Origin of the sequence: Streptomyces sp. NPDC087428 (assembly GCF_044744085.1) — a bacterium.
Classification (GTDB): Bacteria; Actinomycetota; Actinomycetes; order Streptomycetales; family Streptomycetaceae; genus Streptomyces.
On record NZ_JBIUXR010000005.1, the window covers coordinates 50294 to 65111 of the forward strand.

13 protein-coding genes are annotated in these 14818 nt (G+C 69.9%); 5 read left to right on the forward strand and 8 right to left on the reverse strand.

Translation table 11 applies throughout. The annotated features are described in order from the left end of the window. Positions 1 to 14: 14 nt before the first annotated feature. The gene (locus ACIO3R_RS11870; RefSeq protein WP_385031802.1) at positions 15 to 593 is read right to left on the reverse strand and encodes a TerD family protein; all 579 of its coding nucleotides are present in this window, start codon (positions 591 to 593) and stop codon (positions 15 to 17) included. 226 nt (positions 594 to 819) lie between these two features. Further along, complete coding sequence (tatA, locus tag ACIO3R_RS11875) at positions 820 to 1101, reverse strand: Sec-independent protein translocase subunit TatA (RefSeq protein ID WP_385031799.1); 282 nt, start codon at positions 1099 to 1101, stop codon at positions 820 to 822. Positions 1102 to 1248: 147 nt separating this feature from the next. On the opposite strand from tatA, the gene ACIO3R_RS11880 reads away from it, so the two are divergent. After that, entirely contained in the window at positions 1249 to 2760 is a 1512-nt protein-coding gene (locus ACIO3R_RS11880; protein WP_402105335.1) for an LCP family protein, read from the forward strand. Positions 2761 to 2813: 53 nt separating this feature from the next. Further along, entirely contained in the window at positions 2814 to 4181 is a 1368-nt protein-coding gene (locus ACIO3R_RS11885) for a hypothetical protein (RefSeq protein ID WP_402105337.1), read from the forward strand. A 10-nt stretch (positions 4182 to 4191) separates the two neighbouring features. Here ACIO3R_RS11885 and ACIO3R_RS11890 read toward each other — a convergent pair whose 3' ends face one another. After that, on the reverse strand, positions 4192 to 4857 hold the full coding sequence (locus tag ACIO3R_RS11890; RefSeq protein ID WP_385031790.1) for a transglycosylase SLT domain-containing protein: 666 nt from the start codon (positions 4855 to 4857) through the stop codon (positions 4192 to 4194). A 192-nt stretch (positions 4858 to 5049) separates the two neighbouring features. Continuing rightward, on the reverse strand, positions 5050 to 5406 hold the full coding sequence (locus ACIO3R_RS11895) for an ArsR/SmtB family transcription factor (RefSeq protein ID WP_402105339.1): 357 nt from the start codon (positions 5404 to 5406) through the stop codon (positions 5050 to 5052). Between ACIO3R_RS11895 and ACIO3R_RS11900 the strand changes: the two genes are divergently transcribed. Both ACIO3R_RS11900 and ACIO3R_RS11905 read left to right on the forward strand, forming a co-directional pair. After that, positions 5325 to 6776 (forward strand): SDR family NAD(P)-dependent oxidoreductase, encoded by a 1452-nt coding sequence (locus ACIO3R_RS11900; protein ID WP_402105340.1) that lies wholly within the window; start codon positions 5325 to 5327, stop codon positions 6774 to 6776. The genes ACIO3R_RS11895 and ACIO3R_RS11900 overlap by 82 nt on opposite strands. A gap of 45 nt (positions 6777 to 6821) precedes the next feature. Next, positions 6822 to 7409 carry a histidine phosphatase family protein gene (locus tag ACIO3R_RS11905; RefSeq protein ID WP_385031781.1) on the forward strand — a complete coding sequence of 196 codons (588 nt, stop codon included), beginning with the start codon at positions 6822 to 6824 and terminating at the stop codon, positions 7407 to 7409. 155 nt (positions 7410 to 7564) lie between these two features. Here the strand turns inward: ACIO3R_RS11905 and ACIO3R_RS11910 are convergent, their stop codons facing one another. The 4 genes from ACIO3R_RS11910 to ACIO3R_RS11925 form a co-directional block, all read right to left on the reverse strand. Continuing rightward, positions 7565 to 8779, reverse strand: a complete 1215-nt coding sequence (locus ACIO3R_RS11910; RefSeq protein WP_385031778.1) for an SGNH/GDSL hydrolase family protein — start codon at positions 8777 to 8779, stop codon at positions 7565 to 7567. A 216-nt stretch (positions 8780 to 8995) separates the two neighbouring features. After that, the gene (locus tag ACIO3R_RS11915) at positions 8996 to 10519 is read right to left on the reverse strand and encodes an FAD-dependent monooxygenase (RefSeq protein ID WP_402105342.1); all 1524 of its coding nucleotides are present in this window, start codon (positions 10517 to 10519) and stop codon (positions 8996 to 8998) included. Between the two features lie 55 nt (positions 10520 to 10574). Beyond that, a complete protein-coding gene (locus ACIO3R_RS11920; protein WP_402105344.1) occupies positions 10575 to 11273 on the reverse strand; it encodes a TetR/AcrR family transcriptional regulator in 699 nt (232 codons plus the stop codon). 475 nt (positions 11274 to 11748) lie between these two features. Continuing rightward, positions 11749 to 12354 (reverse strand): TetR/AcrR family transcriptional regulator, encoded by a 606-nt coding sequence (locus ACIO3R_RS11925; RefSeq protein WP_402105346.1) that lies wholly within the window; start codon positions 12352 to 12354, stop codon positions 11749 to 11751. 62 nt (positions 12355 to 12416) lie between these two features. Between ACIO3R_RS11925 and ACIO3R_RS11930 the strand changes: the two genes are divergently transcribed. Next, a complete protein-coding gene (locus ACIO3R_RS11930; RefSeq protein WP_402105648.1) occupies positions 12417 to 13649 on the forward strand; it encodes an MFS transporter in 1233 nt (410 codons plus the stop codon). Positions 13650 to 14818 lie beyond the last annotated feature (1169 nt).

Genomic DNA, 14818 nt, shown 5'->3' on the forward strand with positions numbered 1-14818 from the left:
GCCGTGCAAGGGAGTCAGCCGATGTTCACGCCGTAGTCGGTGGCGATCCCGGCCAGGCCCGACGCGTACCCCTGGCCGATGGCGCGGAACTTCCACTCACCGCCCCTTCGGTAGAGGGCGCCGAACACCATGGCGGTCTCCCCGGCGGCGTCGTAGGAGAGTTCGTAGCGGCACATCTCACGGCCGGTCAGGTTGTCCACGACCCGGATGAACGCGTCGCTGACCTGGCCGAAGTTCTGACCGCGCGTCTCCGCGTCGTGAATGGACACGGCGAAGACGACCTGGACGGCCTTCTCTTCGAGGCCGTCCAGGTCGATGAGGATCTGCTCGTCGTCGCCGTCACCGTCGCCGGTGAGGTTGTCCCCGGTGTGCCGCACCGCGCCGTCGGGGCTGGTGAGGTTGTTGTAGAAGACGAAGTGCTCGTCGGAGACGACCTTCAGGTCCGGCCCGCAGACGATCGCGGACGCGTCGAGGTCGAAGTCCGCGCCACCGACCGGCCGGGCGTCCCAGCCCAGGCCGATGGCGACATCCGCGAGCGGGGTGCCGTCCTGGTTGAGGACGACGTTCTGACCCTTGGCAAGGCTGACGCCCATGTGCGCTGCTTCTCCTGAGGCGAGGTGGGGCCGAGCCTGCCGTGGCCGCTCCGGCGTGACGCGCTCCATTATAGTTCAGAGCTTGCGCAACCATTGAAGTGTTGTCATGGACGCACATCACGCACCGGACCCCGCGCCCGCGACTCCCCGCACACCGGCCACCGTATCCGCCGGGTACGGGGTGAGCCGCCACCGGAGGGCTCCCGCACCGACCCTCGACGCAGACTCAGCGGGGGGTGGCCTCACCCTCCGGAACGAGGCGCGCCGAGGCCGCGTCGCCAGGGGCCGCCCGGATCGTCCGCGCCTGCGCCTCTTCGGCCGGAGCGGGCTCCGCGGCAGCCGCCGGCCCCGGGGATTCCTCCCTCATCGCCTTCGCCTCGCTCTTGAGGATGCGCATCGACTTCCCCAGCCCGCGGGCGGCGTCCGGCAGTTTCTTCGACCCGAACAGCACGATGATGACGATCGCCACGACCAGCAGATGCCAGGGTTCCAGTCCATTGCGGAGCATGCGTCAACTCACCCTTCCTCTCGCTCATTCCGGTGCGCGCCTCGGTGACCGCACTCGCCCTTAAGGTTGCTAGATTGCGCAACTGTACAACCTTGGGGCGGGGGCAGTCGTCTCCTCTGGATGAACCGGATGAATGAGAGCGCACACATGACAGGCAGCCACAAGACGGCACCGGACCGCCGCGGCGGCGCTCGGGCGACCGCCCGCGGCCGGCGGCGCAAGCGCGGCCGGATACGCCTCGTGCTCGGGATATTCCTGTCGCTGCTGGTGCTTGTGACTGCGGGGGCCGGCTGGGCCTATTTCAAGCTCAGCGGCAACATCGACACCTTCGGTGCCGACGGGATCTCCGACAACCGGCCCGCCGCCGCCTCGAAGGGCCAGAATGTCCTGGTCATCGGTTCGGACGCGCGGACCGACGGCAACAGCGAACTGGGCGGCGGGGACAAGGGCGACATCGGCCGCTCCGACACCGCGTTCGTGCTGCACGTGTACGCCGACGGCAAGCACGCCGTCGGCGTGTCCATTCCCCGTGACACCCTCGTCGACATCCCCCGCTGCAAACTGCCCGACGGCAGCTGGAGCCGGCCCGAATCCCATGTCATGTTCAACTCGGCCTACTCCGTGGGCCAGACCGCCAAGGGCAATCCCGCCTGCACCCAGAACACCGTGGAGGCGCTCACCGGTCTGCGCGTCGACCACACCGTCGTCGTCGACTTCAAGGGCTTCTCCGAGCTGACGGAGGTGGTCGACGGCGTCCAGGTGTGCCTGCCGCAGGACGTGTACGAGAAGGACATCAACCCCAACCGGGCCACCCGCGGCAAACGCGTCCTCGCCAAGGGGGAACAGACCGTCTCCGGCCGGGCGGCCCTGGACTACGTACGGCTCCGGCACGGGATCGGGGACGGCTCCGACATAGGCCGCATCAAGCGCCAGCAGGCCTTCGTCGCCAGCCTGCTGAAGAAGGTCAAGAGTGACGGGCTGACCCCGGCCAAGCTGCTTCCGCTCGCGAACGCCGCCACCAAGTCCATGACCGTGGACCCCGGCCTCGGGTCGGCCGAGAAACTGATCGCCTTCGCCATGTCCCTGAAGAACATCGACCTGCACAACACCAAGTTCATCACCATCCCCTGGCGGTACGAGGGCGCGCGCGTCGCGATCGTCGAGCCGGACGCCGACGCCCTGTGGGCGGCGCTGAAGGCCGACCGCACCCTCGACGGTCAGGACGCCAGCGGCGAGAAGTCCTCCGGCCCGCCCTCCCCGTCACCCAGCGCCGACGAGCCGCCTTCCGGCGCGGGCATCGCCGTCGCCGTCTACAACGGCACCTCCCACACCGGCCTGGCCTCCCGGGCGGCGGCGGGACTGAAGGCAGCGGACTTCACCGTGACCGGCACCGCGACGGCGAGCACGCAGGACTACCGCACCACCGTCATCGAGTACGGGCCGGGCCAGAAGGAGGGGGCCAAGACCGTCGCCCGGCTCTTCGCCGCCGCGGAACTCCGCTCCGGCACGGCCGCGGGAATCAGCGTGATCCTCGGGCAGTCGTACGCGGACGACCCCACCGCCAGCGCCTCCGCCGCACCGACCGCGCTGCCCTCCAAGGTCGCCGACGACGCCCGCTCCGCCGACGACGACCTCTGCGCCAAGCTCTCGTACGGCTGATCCCAGCGCCGCACCCACCCCATCACCCCCTTCGCCCCCTCAGGAGAACTCCCATGCCTGTCATCACCGGAGTCCGGTCAGGGCTCCGCCCGGCCACGGCCCTGGCCGCTGTGTTCCTGGCCCTCGCCGCGGTGTCGGCCCACGGACCGGCCCACGCCGCCGACGGGACCGGCGCGGTGGCCGAGGCGCTGAGGAAGAGTCCCGTCTATGTCGACCCACGGGCCGAGAAGCAGCTCCCGAAGGCCGACGCCGACGCGCTGGCGAGGAAGATCGAGGACGCGGACCGGCCGGTGTTCGTCGCCGTGCTGCCCGAGTCCGCCGAGTTCCCGCAGGCGACCCTGCTGAAGGATCTGCGGGCGCTCACCGGTGTCACCGGGGTGTACGCGGTCCGTCTTGGTGACGGCTTCAACGCGGCCGCCGACGCGCAGGTCATGTCCCGCGAGGCCGTCGCCAACCTCAAGGGGGCTGCCGGACGCTCCTCACCCGAGGACGCCGGGGCGCAGCTGAACAGCTTCGTCGAACAGGCACTCCAGCAGGCCGGCGGCAGCGCGCCGTCCTCCTGGGGGGCGGACGGCGGGGACGACTCGGGCACCGGGCTGCTGGTCGCCGCCGGCGTGGTCGTCGCCGTGGGCGCGGGCGCGTACGCCCTCCACCGCCGGTCGAGGAAGAAGAAGGAGGAGCGCGAGCGCACCGAGCTGGAGGCCCTGCGTGTCGTGGTGGACGAGGACATCACGGCCTTCGGCGAGGAGCTGGACCGCCTCGGCTTCTCGCCGTCGGAGCCGGGCGCGACGGACGACATGCGGCAGGACTACGCCCACGCGCTGGACGCGTACGACCGGGCCAAGACGCAGATGGCCGGGGCGACCCGGCCCCACGACGTCCAGCAGGTGACCGGCACCCTGGAACAGGGGCGGTTCACCCTGGCCACCCTGGCCGCCCGGCGCGACGGTGACCCGCTGCCCGAACACCGGCTCCCCTGCTTCTTCGATCCCCGGCACGGCCCGTCGGCCACCGATGTGCGGTGGGCCCCGCAGGGAGGCACGCCGCGGCCCGTTCCCGCGTGTGCCGCGGATGCCGCGCGCATGGCCGACGGCGGGGAACCGCAGTCCCGGATGGTCGACACCGGCCACGGCAGGCAGCCCTACTGGAACGCGGGCCCCGCCTACACGCCCTGGGCAGGGGGGTACTTCGGCGGCGGGGGCGGGGGCGGCATGCTCGGCGGCCTGCTCGTGGGCACCATGCTCGGCGGTCTGATCAGCGCGCCCTCGGCATTCGCCGGCACCGGCGCCCCGGCCGAGGACCTCCCGGACGGCGGAGACTTCTCGGGTGCCGATTTCAACGCGGCGGACTTCGGATCGGGCTTCGGGGGCGGGGACTCCGGCAGCGGCTTCGGGGGTGACTTCGGCGGCGGGGACTGGTGACCGGCGCCGGTCATGCCCGTAGCGCTGCCGCGGCCTTGGCCCAGTTGGCGTGCAACCGGTCCAGGTAGGAGCGGGCCTGGCTGCCCGGTGCCACGCCGCGGGCGAACGCGCTCATGTTGCCCGCCCCGGCGTTGTAGCCGAGGGCCGACAGTTCGTCCCTGGTGTACGGACCGGCCCAGCGGGCGGGCAACTGGGCGGCGAGGTCGTGCAGGTGCCAGGCAGCCGCTTCGATGGCCAGTTCCCGGTCGTCGGGCAGCTCCTCCCACCTCCGGTCGGCGAAGCCGTGTGCGCGCTTCGTCTCGTCGAAGGCCGCCCGGTGCATGTTCGCGATGCCGAACGAGGCCTCCGGCTTGGTGCGCTGCCAGGCCCGTTCCAGTTCGGGGTCGTGCGGTTTGTACGACTCGTTGCAGAGGATGGCCATCAGCAGCGTGGGGTTGATGCCGGCCTGCCGGGAGGCGGAACGGACCGGCGCGGCGAAGTCCGCCGGATCGTAGCCAACGCCGCGTGCCGGTGCGCTCGGGCTGCTCGCACTGTGCGACGGGGAGGAGGACGGGCCGGACGCGGGGCGCGACGGGGCATCAGGCGTGGAGGGGTGGCCGCCGCACGCGACGCCCCAGACAGCCAGGGCGGCCACCGGTACGACCAGCCAGCGCCAACGCGCCCCGGAATCCGTCATGTTCAGGCTCTCCCTGGGCGGTGCCGGTGTACGTCCGGCGCCCGGAACGGACTCGGCGGCCATCGCCGACGACGCCGGTGCTCACCGGCGGTCATGTGCGGCGCGGCCATCGGCAGCGCAGTCCGACCGCTGTGTATTCCATGTCCGTTGTTCCGGGTGGCCGACGGGATCGGTGACGGAGCCACGGCGGCCTCAGGCGAACAGGTCACGGATCCGGCGGGACGGAGCCTGCGCGGCGCGGTCGGCCAGCTGTCCGACCATCAGCCGCACCACCGTCACCACGTCGGTGTCGTCGACGAAGTAGACCTGCCGTCGGCCCTCCCGCCGGGAGCGCACGAGGCCGGCCAGCTTCAGCTTCGTCAGGTGCTGGCTCACCGCGGGCAGCGCACCGCCCACACGCTCCGCCAGCCCCGTCACGTCACTCTCGCCCTGCGCGAGCGTCCAGACGATGTGCAGCCGCGCGGGTGATGCCAGCAGTCCGAACGCGGCGGCCGCCTCCGCCAGCACCTCGGCAGGCGGGTCCCCGAAGTCGACTGCACCTGCCGCCATCGCCGCTCTCCCGTCCCGTCTGTGCCGCGCTCCCGAACCCGAAGCCGAGCAACCCAAGTGTAGGGCGCGCTGTCGCCGTGGCCCCGCGCCGAGGGGACCAAGGCGGGCGGGACGGGGCCTTCCGCTCAGCCGGGAATGGCATCGCGGTCGGCGACGGGTCTCCGGCGACCGACCGTACGAACCCGGGAGTGGTGCACCATCAGTCTCGCCAGCGCGAGCGCGCGACCGTGCCCGTTACAGCATCGCCACCCGCCGTCTCGGCCATCAGTCCCGTGATCAACGCCGTCACCACCGATGTCACCGTGGCAGATAATCCACCGCGGCATGGGAGAGGCGAGGGTCCGTCGCGTACAGGCGGGACAGGGCCTCGCCGGGGTGGGAATACTGCCAGAACGCCGCGGCCAGGGCGGCGGGCGACAGCGCGCCGCCCGGTCGAGACGGCGGAGGACGTCCTCGGACCACTCCGTCCAGGCGGTCGTGGCGAGGCGGACCAGGATCTCCTCGCGCGACTCGAAGTACCGCCGCACCCCGGAGGGGTGGAAGCTCCCGCGGCCTCGGCCGTTCCGTCGTCGAGGAGGTGCTGGCCGCCGGGCACAAGGCGGTCGCCAGCGCGCCGCACCAGTTCGCTGGACGACCTCGCCGCACGGTACAGAGACCGGCTGCTGGCCGTGCCACTGAACGTCACCGACCCTGCCCAGGCGGAGGCCGCCGTCGCGGCGGCCGTGGACGCGTTCGGACGTATCGACGTCGTGGTCAACAACGCCGGCTACGCCGACATCGCCCCCGTCGAGGAGGTCTCCCTGGACTCCTTCCGCGCCCAGATCGACGCCGTCTTCCTCGGCACGGTCCATGTGACCAAGGCGGCCCTCCCGGTCTTCCGCCGACAGGGCAACGGCTACTTCATCCAGGTCACCTCGGTCGGTGGCCGCGGGACAGCGCCCGGCCTTTCCGCCTATCAGTCGGGCAAGTTCGCCGTAGAGGGTTTCTCGGGCGTGCTGCAGAAGGAGGTGGGCCCGCTGGGCATCCGCGTCACGCTGGCCGAGCCGGGCGCCATGCGCACCGACTGGGCCGGGTCGTCCATGGAGGTCCCGGCCTACGACTCCGCCTACGAACCCACGGTCGGCGCACTCGCCGCGCACCTGCGGGAGACCACCGGCAAAGAGCCGATCGACCCCGCCAAGGCCGCCCGCTTCTTCCTCGACCTCGCCGAGGACCACACGTGGGCCGACGTCGGTCGCTCGGTCGACTTCGACTGGGCAGTGCGGGCAGTGCGGGCAGTGCGGGCAGTGCCGCACAGGCGCCCGCGGTCGTCTCATCTGGCGGCTCCATGGCCACGGATGGTGAGGGGAAGGCGACACCGGCGAAGGTGAGGAACGCGCCTCGGAGCGCCGCCAGAGCAGCTAGCGTGCGCCGCTATGGGTGAGCTGATAGTGATCAGGCACGGCCAGACCGAGTGGAGCCTTTCGGGCCGGCACGCCGGGCGGACCGACGTGGGGCTGACCGGCGCGGGCGAGTACACGGCCAGGACTCTGGCCCCGAGGCTGGCCGGTCGGCGTCTGGCCGCTGTGTTCAGCAGCCCGCTGAGCCGGGCCACGCGGACAGCAGAGTTGGCCGGCCTGACCGACGCCGAGCCCGATCCCGACCTGTTGGAATGGGACTACGGCGGCTACGAGGGCCTGACGGCCGAGCAGATCCGGGAGTCCAGGCCGGGCTGGGACCTGTGGCGGGACGGCGTCATCCCTGGTGACGCCGATCATCCCGGCGAGCAGCTCCAGCAGGTGGCCGCACGCGCGGATGCGGCACTGGACCGTATCCGTCCGTTGCTGAGCGACGGCGATGTCGCCGTTGTCGCGCACGGCCATCTGGCCCGCGTGCTCGCTGTGCGCTGGCTCGGCCTCGACGCTTCCGCGAGCCGACTGCTCGGACACCCGCATCCAGGCACTCTCGGTTTCCTGGCCACCGAGGACGGTCAGCCGTCCATTTCCGCCTGGAACATCCCGTAGCGCGAGCCCGGTGCGTCACGGCTGACGCGGGAGGCGCCGGAAACAGAAGAGCGAGGATCCGGCGCCCTCGCCTGAGTGCGGGAACAGCAGTTGGCAGCTCAGCCAGGTCGGCGTGGTAGAGCAGGCCCCGGAACGGGAGCCGCCTCGGTCAGGGATCAGTCGAAGAGGGAGAGGTCGATGGATTCCGCGAGGGCGGCATAGCCCGCGTCACTGCCGTGGAGGTTGTCACCCATGTGCAGGTCGCTGCGGATGCGGCTGGGACGGGCGGGGTCGCGCCAGACGGCGTCGAAGTCGAGTACGCCGTCGAAGGCGCCGCTCGTACGGATCCAGGAGTTGACCTGCTCGCGCGCCTTGTCGCCCTCTGGCGTGTACATTTCCGAGCCACCGTAGGGAGCAATGGTCGCGGCATACGCCTTCACACCGTGCGCACGGGCTCGTGCCGCCAGCTGGAGGTGGGCGGCGATGACGTCGTCCACGCCGACAGATGTACCGGGGAACATCGAAAGGAATCCGGCGGTCTCCTCGGTGTCCGGGGCGAAGGAGAAGATGAGGTCATTGCCCACGGCGATCACCACGTGGCCGAGGCCCGGCGTGGCGAGAACGTCACGGTCGAAACGGGAGAGCGCCGCGGTGCCGATGCCGTCGTTGAGCATGCGGTTGCCGCTGATGCCCTGGCTGACCACGCTGCGCGCCGGTCCGCCGCGCGCGTCCAGGCGCTCGGCCAGAAGGTCGGTCCAGCGCCGGTCCGTGCCGGGGGTGGAGCCGAAGCCGTCGACACGGGAGTCACCGATCACCGTGATCGCCTTGGCCGGCGTGTCGGGCTGGACCTCCACAGCCGTGATCAGGGCTTGCGCCGGCAGGGGGGTGGCGTCCATGGGCAGCGACGCGAGGTCGGTCGCGTCCCCGGGGATGAGCCAGCCGAGCGCGTGGAAGGTCCCGTGGCAGGTGACGGTGTCGACCCTGCCGGGCAGGTAGAGGCTGATCGTCAGCCGCGACAGCGCGGGGGTCCGCAGATCGACGGGGTCACTGAGCATCGGCGCGCCCGCCGGCACCGTGACGGTCGGCCGGCCGCCGAAGGTCACCGCAAGGGGGCTTCCGTCCTGGCACCCGCCGTCGGTGTCCGCGATGCCTGCACGGGCGGCGCCGATGGTCAGCGGTGCGGTTCCGTACTCGTTGCTGATGCGGATGCGGATGCGGTGTCCGCCGCCAGTGATACGGACTATTTGCCGCAGCGTCGCGTTCTCGAAGGGCTCGATGCAGCTGACGGAGCTGTCCGGTGGCTGCGGGGACGCGCCCCAGGTGCGAACCCATTCACACGTGCGAGGGGGCGAACCCTCGCGGCTGGAAGCGTTGTTGATGACACTGTTCACGGTCGTTGTCCTTCGGCTGTCGGTATGACGACGGTGCTTGAGGGGGTTGGTGCTCGACGCGTTCGATGCCCGGCGGCCTCGCCGGGCGCGGCGGAGGAGTCCGGGCCTCGTTCGCGGTCTCGCGCCTGCGGACCGATACTCCGGCGCGGCGGAGGTCGATCCACAGCGGGTGAACGGCACGGCGTCCGGAACGGGGCCGGGGAGCCGCCGTTCGTTCTAGCTCCGCGGCGCGCCGAACCACTGGACGGCCGCCCGCTCGAACGCGTCGCGCTCCGGGGCGGGCTCGCCCGCCCAGGCCACGACGCCGTCGGGCCGAATCAGCGCGGCACCCAGCCCGAGATCGTTGCGCGCCGGGCCGGCCGCGTAGCGGATCCGGCCTCCCCACCCCTTGGCCGCGGCCCGCAGCGCACGGTCGGTGCTGAAGTCGAGCACAACTCCTTGCCCCTGGCACAGCAGTTCGCCGAGGCGAGTGCCGTCCTCGAAGCGGAAGTCCGGGGCGGTGCGGCCGATGAAGGGGTGTTCGCTGCCCAGGTCGTAGCGGTTGAACAGCCCCGACGTCTTTCGGTACACGTGGGTCGTTCCGTCGGTGGTGCACATCAGGTCGTGGACGAGTTGACGCAGCGCGGGGGCGTTGGGGCCCGGCTTCATGGTCGCGACCTGGGCGCGGGACCAGTCCAGCACGGCGGCGCCGACGGGGTGCCGCTCGGTGGTGTAGGTGTCGAGCAGGCCCTCGGGAGCGGAGCCGCGCACGGTGGCGGCGAGCTTCCAGCCGAGGTTGAAGGCGTCGCCGATGCCGAGGTTGAGTCCTTGGCCGCCCAGAGGCGAGTGGATGTGTGCCGCATCGCCGGCGAGCAGCACCCGGCCCTCACGGTACGTCGTCGTCTGCATCGCGCGGTCGGTGAAGCTGGAGGCGAGATGGACCTCACTCAGCGTCACGTCGGCTCCGCAGATGCGGCGAAGGACCGTCTGGAGGTGCTCGCGGGTCAGCGGCCGGGAGCGGTCGAAGGTGCCGCCGTCGAAGTCCATCATGCCCAGATGTCCTTCGAGGGGCGTACGCAGATACATGCCGTTCGGCGTCAGGTTGAACCCGAGCGGCAGTTGCTCAGGGGCGGCGAAGGTGACCTTGGCGACGTAGCCGGTGAACAGCGGCTCGGTGCCCACGAAGTCGAAGCCGGCAAGCTGACGTACGGCGCTGCGCCCGCCGTCGCAGCCCACCAGCCATCGTCCCTGGTGCTCCTGTCCACCTGCCGTGACGAGGACGGATTCGCTGTCCTGCGTCACGGCCGTGACGGGAGCGTTCCGGATGATCTCGACTCCGAGCGTGGTGGCTCGCTCGGACAGCACCGATCCGGCCGCTTCCAGGCTCGTCATGAACCCCTCCATCGCCGGGCCGGGCAACCGAGGCGGCAGGGTGGCCGTGTCGATGTCGGCCGCGTCGAGCGTCATGCCCGCGAAGTGGCTCAGTTCACGAGGGGCGGGCGCCTCGATGGCTTCGGGATCGGCGCCCACCTTGTCCGGGTTGACTCCCGAAGCCCGCGCTATCGCCTCCAGGAGGCCGCGGCGGTAGAACGTCTCGGCCGACCCTGCGTTCAGGCCCCGCAGCCCGAGCGGGAACGCCTTCAGGGGCGAGGTGAGTTCCGGGTCCCGCTCAAGGACCAGAACCGAGCAGCCGGACAGGGCCAGCTCGCCGGCCAGGAACAGACCGACCGGGCCGCCGCCCGCGATCACGATGTCATGCATGAGCGATGTCCTTTCGAGAGGCGAACGGTGGGGTCGACCGGCCAGATCTGCCGGGTCAGCGCAGATGGGTGAGACCGACCAGGATGACGGCAATGCCGGTGAGGAACTGCTCGCGGTCGTCGTGCTCTCTCATCTGGCCGACGATGGCGTGCATGAACGGGTAGGCCTGCGGGTCGAGCCCCTGCCATGCCGTCGACGCCGCGTCGAAGAACTCGTCGCGATCCCCGTCGGGGTCGATCCCTGAGGTGTCCCCCTCGATGCGGGCGTTCTGGCTGACAGCTCCGAGGATGTAGTGCACGAGCGTCGAGGCCGCGTCGAACCATGAGGCTCGCGGCACGCCCAGGGCGCTCACCTGCTCCCCGATCCGCTCGAAGATCCCCAACGTCACCGGACCGACCGGATTCCGGATGATCTGGAGGGTCAGTCGCGTGGCGAGCCACTGATGTGCGTCGATCGCGTCGAACAGGGCCAGCGCGACGACACGGATCTCGTCCCCGGGCGTGGCCGCGGCCCCGGCGGGGCGGGTCGCCAGCGCCGCGCCGATCACGGTTTCCGTCGCCGTGTCGAGCAGCTCGTCGCGGGTGCCCACGTGGTAGTAGATCGCCCCGGAACCGGTCGACAGCCGCTCGGTCAGCGCCCGGATGGTCAGCGCACTCTCGCCTCCCGCATCGAGCACCTCGACCGCGATGTCGATGATCTGCTCCCGGGAGAGCACCTGGTTGCGCCGCTGTGGTCGGCGTCCTCGCGTCGTCATACCTCGATGATGCCACTTTTGGTGCAGCGATCCAAATTTAGTACACCGCTCCAAAGTTCCAAAGTGGCGCACGGTCTCAGTTTGGAACAGCGCACCAACGCGCTCGGCCCGGTGGAGGGACGGCGAGCCGGCCGGCATGGCGGGCACAGGCCCCAGGGGGTCGGGCCGTTCAGGGTGTACAGCGTCGGACAGTGGTTCGCCGGACTCGTATTGCCCCCACTCGTTCCGCCTGGGGGGCTCCTGCGTCCGAGCACAGCGCGGCTTACATGGCGGTGAACACCGCGTCCTGGCCAGGAAGACCGTGCCTCGTGGTCGGCGGTGGCGAGGAGGGCCGCCGGTCCCATCGACGGTATCGGCGGCAGTAGCGGCTCCAGATGCCCCCACTGCTGGTCTGTCAGGTCTCCACGGTTCACCGGGAGATGACGCACCGGAGGTGATCAACGCCCCGAACCGGCCCTCGCATCTCCCGCCGGAGTCAGACGGGTTGCTCGGGTGCGGCCCCCAGGGCCCGGATCGCGAGATCGATCGCGGTGGTCATGCCCTTCAGATCGTGTCCTGCGCGCTCCCGCACCCGTAGGCCGAGCACCGTCGTGAACAGCAATTCCACGGCGCCTTCGATGTCGAGATCGGTGGTCAGCTCGCCTCGCCCCCGCCCCTCGGCCAGAACCGTATGCAGGGCCTGCCGGGTGACCGCGAACGCAGCCTCGGTCCGCTCCTGGACCTGGGCGTCAGTGGTGCCGAGTTCGGTGGTGGTGTTGACCACGAAGCAGCCGCGGCCTGGCTTGCCGTCGGCCGGGCAAGTCACCAGCCACAGCATCCATTCCCGCAGCACCTCACGAACTGGGCGGTCACTCGCGTCCAGACGCTGGCGGGCCTGCGTCGACTCGGTGGCCCGGTAGTGGTCGAGCGCGCGCAGGAAGAGCGTGTGCTTGTCTGTGAATGTCCGGTACAGGCTGCTGGGCGTGAGCTTCAGCTCGTCGCCCAGGTCGCGCACCGAAGTGGCGTGGTAACCGCGCCGCCAGAACAGCTCGGTCGCCGAGGTGACCGCGTTCTTCTCGTCGAACTGTCGAGGGCGTGCCATGAGTTCACCTTACCCAACTTGTGGAGCGTTCGCTCCCATACTAGGGTCCCAATTCGGGAGTGATCGCTCCCGAATTGTTGGAGGAGGATCCGTTGACGACCGCAGAACAGACCCCCACCCAGACACAGGAACCAGGGGCCCCGGACAGGAGCCGCTGGATGGCGGTTTCCGCGGTGGCTCTGGGCACCTTCTTGTTGGTGACCGCCGAGCAATTACCGATCGGCCTGCTGACCTCCGTGGGGTCCGCGCTGTCGGTCTCCGAGGGGACGGCAGGACTGATGGTGACGGTGCCCAGCATCGTCGCCGGGTTCGCGGCACCGCTGGTCCCGATGATCGTCGGGTCGCTGGACCGCCGCATCCTGCTGCTCGGATTGATGGCCCTGATGACCGTAGCGAACCTGGGGTCCGCCCTGGCGCCGAACTTCACGCTCCTTGTGGGATCCCGGGTGCTGGTCGGCATCGCGGTCGGCGGCTTCTGGGCGGTCGCCGCCGGCCTGGCGGTCCGGCTCGCTGTCCCCGCGGACGTGCCTCGCGCCACCGCGGTCATCTTCGGCGGCGTCGGAGCCGCGAACGTGTTCGGTGTCCCGCTCGGCACCCTGGTCGGCGACCTGACCGGCTGGCGCACCGCCTTCTCCTCGCTCAGCGCCCTGGCGCTCGTGACCCTGATCGCCCTGCTGGCCGTACTGCCGAAGCTGGTCGCCTCCCAGACCATCCGGCCCAGGCTACTGATGGAGCAGTTCCGCAACCCGGGCGTGCGCGTCGGCATCATGGCGACGGCGCTCCTCGTGTTCGGGCACTTCTCCGCTTACACGTTCGTGAGCCCGGCACTGCAGAAGCTGTCGGGGATCGACGAGCGCTATGTCGGGCCGCTGCTGTTCGGCTTCGGTGCGGCCGGCATGATCGGCAACTTCGTCGCCGGTGCGGCGCTCTCTCGCCGCGTGCACCGCAGCGTGCTGACCATCGCCGTAGCCATGACGGCCGCCATGCCCCTCTTCCAACTACTGGGCCAGACCGCGATCGGCGGCGCCATCCTGTTGACCATCTGGGGTCTGGCCTTCGGCGGTGTGTCCGTGGGCCTCCAGACCTGGATGATCAAGGCCGCTCCGCAGGCCGTGGAAGCTGCCTCCTCTCTGTGGGTGGCGGTGTTCAACCTGTCCATCGGCTTCGGCGCACTGGCCGGCGGCATCATCGTCGACACACTCACGCTTCAAGGCGTGCTCTGGCTCGGCGGCGCCTGCGCCTTGCTCGCCGCCGTGGCGATCTGGACCGCCCGAACCAACGACGCCGTGATCTGACCGAGATCCACTCGGGCTGCCTGGGCACCGGAGAGGGACTTCCGGTGCCCAGGCAGCCCGCACTTCCAAAATCAACATTCCAAACAGGCCCTAGCACTTCGGATTTCCTCCGCAGCGTCACCGCGGCACCCCAGGCGGACAGCGACCGACTGGCCCGGCCTGCCAACACTCCGGATCACGTCCGGAGCTCCACTTGCGGCGGCGCGACCGTCGGAGTCCTGGAAACGGATTTTGCGGCCGCCACTTCGGATTCCGTCCGGAGCACCACTGCGACATCGCGAACGCCTGAGGGATGACGTCTGCGCTGGGCCGACACTCCGGATCCTAGTCGTATCCCTTGTCCGCGTGCAGCTTCGCCAGTCTTCGGGTCCGAGGACCGTGGCGGGACCGGATGAGCGGGTGGCTGTTCGACGGCCCGTATGCCTGTACGGAGTCGAAAGACACCCATCAACCGTTGGAGCCCCCTGGGACTTTTCTGGGACTTCCGGCCCCATCAAGCGGCACGAGCGTAAAACAGCCGAAAGGTCATTTGCGCAGGTCATCGACCACAAGCCACTCATCACGGCAGGTCACCGTGTTCCCTGGTCTCTTCCGGGACAACCGCCCACACCAGAACCCACGCATGGTGCGCGACTATTTTCCTCAGCAGTGCACCATCACAACCACTCAGCACCGACCTCTGACCTGCCCACACCGCGGACTGACACCCCATGAGAACGAGCGTCACGAGCGTCGTTTCAGCGTCAAGATATCGCCCGTAACGCCCACACCGCACATAATGTGCACGCAAGAAACCGCAGGTCAGGCACCCTTTGCGGTAGGTTCGAGGATCGCCACGCACTCCACGTGGTGCGTCATCGAGAAACGTTAATCGACACAGTACGTGATGCTCGCCTCGTCGCAAATAAGGGCAAGACAGCCGAACATCGCCGGTTAGCCAAACCGGCGCTTCTGCAGACGATTGTTGTCCACCGTTTGCCCAGGGCACCACTGCGGATCAGTTCCAACAGAAGAGACTCACCGCTTCTGTGCATGCAGAACCCCACGGTTCTCCACCTGCGGGCCGCGCCGCTTGTCGCCGACCGCCTTCTGTATCCCTTGGTGCTCCGTACCCCCGGAGATCCACCGCCTTTGTCCACCGAACCGATAGCAGATTACACAGGCCGTCA

What these genes read in the sequence shown, in the direction of transcription:
- ACIO3R_RS11870 (WP_385031802.1), bottom strand. Translation starts at nt 593, where the DNA reads ATGGGCGTCAGCCTTGCCAAGGGTCAGAACGTCGTCCTCAACCAGGAC.
- tatA (WP_385031799.1), bottom strand. Translation starts at nt 1,101, where the DNA reads ATGCTCCGCAATGGACTGGAACCCTGGCATCTGCTGGTCGTGGCGATC.
- ACIO3R_RS11880 (WP_402105335.1), top strand. Translation starts at nt 1,249, where the DNA reads ATGACAGGCAGCCACAAGACGGCACCGGACCGCCGCGGCGGCGCTCGG.
- ACIO3R_RS11885 (WP_402105337.1), top strand. Translation starts at nt 2,814, where the DNA reads ATGCCTGTCATCACCGGAGTCCGGTCAGGGCTCCGCCCGGCCACGGCC.
- ACIO3R_RS11890 (WP_385031790.1), bottom strand. Translation starts at nt 4,857, where the DNA reads ATGACGGATTCCGGGGCGCGTTGGCGCTGGCTGGTCGTACCGGTGGCC.
- ACIO3R_RS11900 (WP_402105340.1), top strand. Translation starts at nt 5,325, where the DNA reads ATGCCAGCAGTCCGAACGCGGCGGCCGCCTCCGCCAGCACCTCGGCAG.
- ACIO3R_RS11895 (WP_402105339.1), bottom strand. Translation starts at nt 5,406, where the DNA reads ATGGCGGCAGGTGCAGTCGACTTCGGGGACCCGCCTGCCGAGGTGCTG.
- ACIO3R_RS11905 (WP_385031781.1), top strand. Translation starts at nt 6,822, where the DNA reads ATGGGTGAGCTGATAGTGATCAGGCACGGCCAGACCGAGTGGAGCCTT.
- ACIO3R_RS11915 (WP_402105342.1), bottom strand. Translation starts at nt 10,519, where the DNA reads ATGCATGACATCGTGATCGCGGGCGGCGGCCCGGTCGGTCTGTTCCTG.
- ACIO3R_RS11920 (WP_402105344.1), bottom strand. Translation starts at nt 11,273, where the DNA reads ATGACGACGCGAGGACGCCGACCACAGCGGCGCAACCAGGTGCTCTCC.
- ACIO3R_RS11925 (WP_402105346.1), bottom strand. Translation starts at nt 12,354, where the DNA reads ATGGCACGCCCTCGACAGTTCGACGAGAAGAACGCGGTCACCTCGGCG.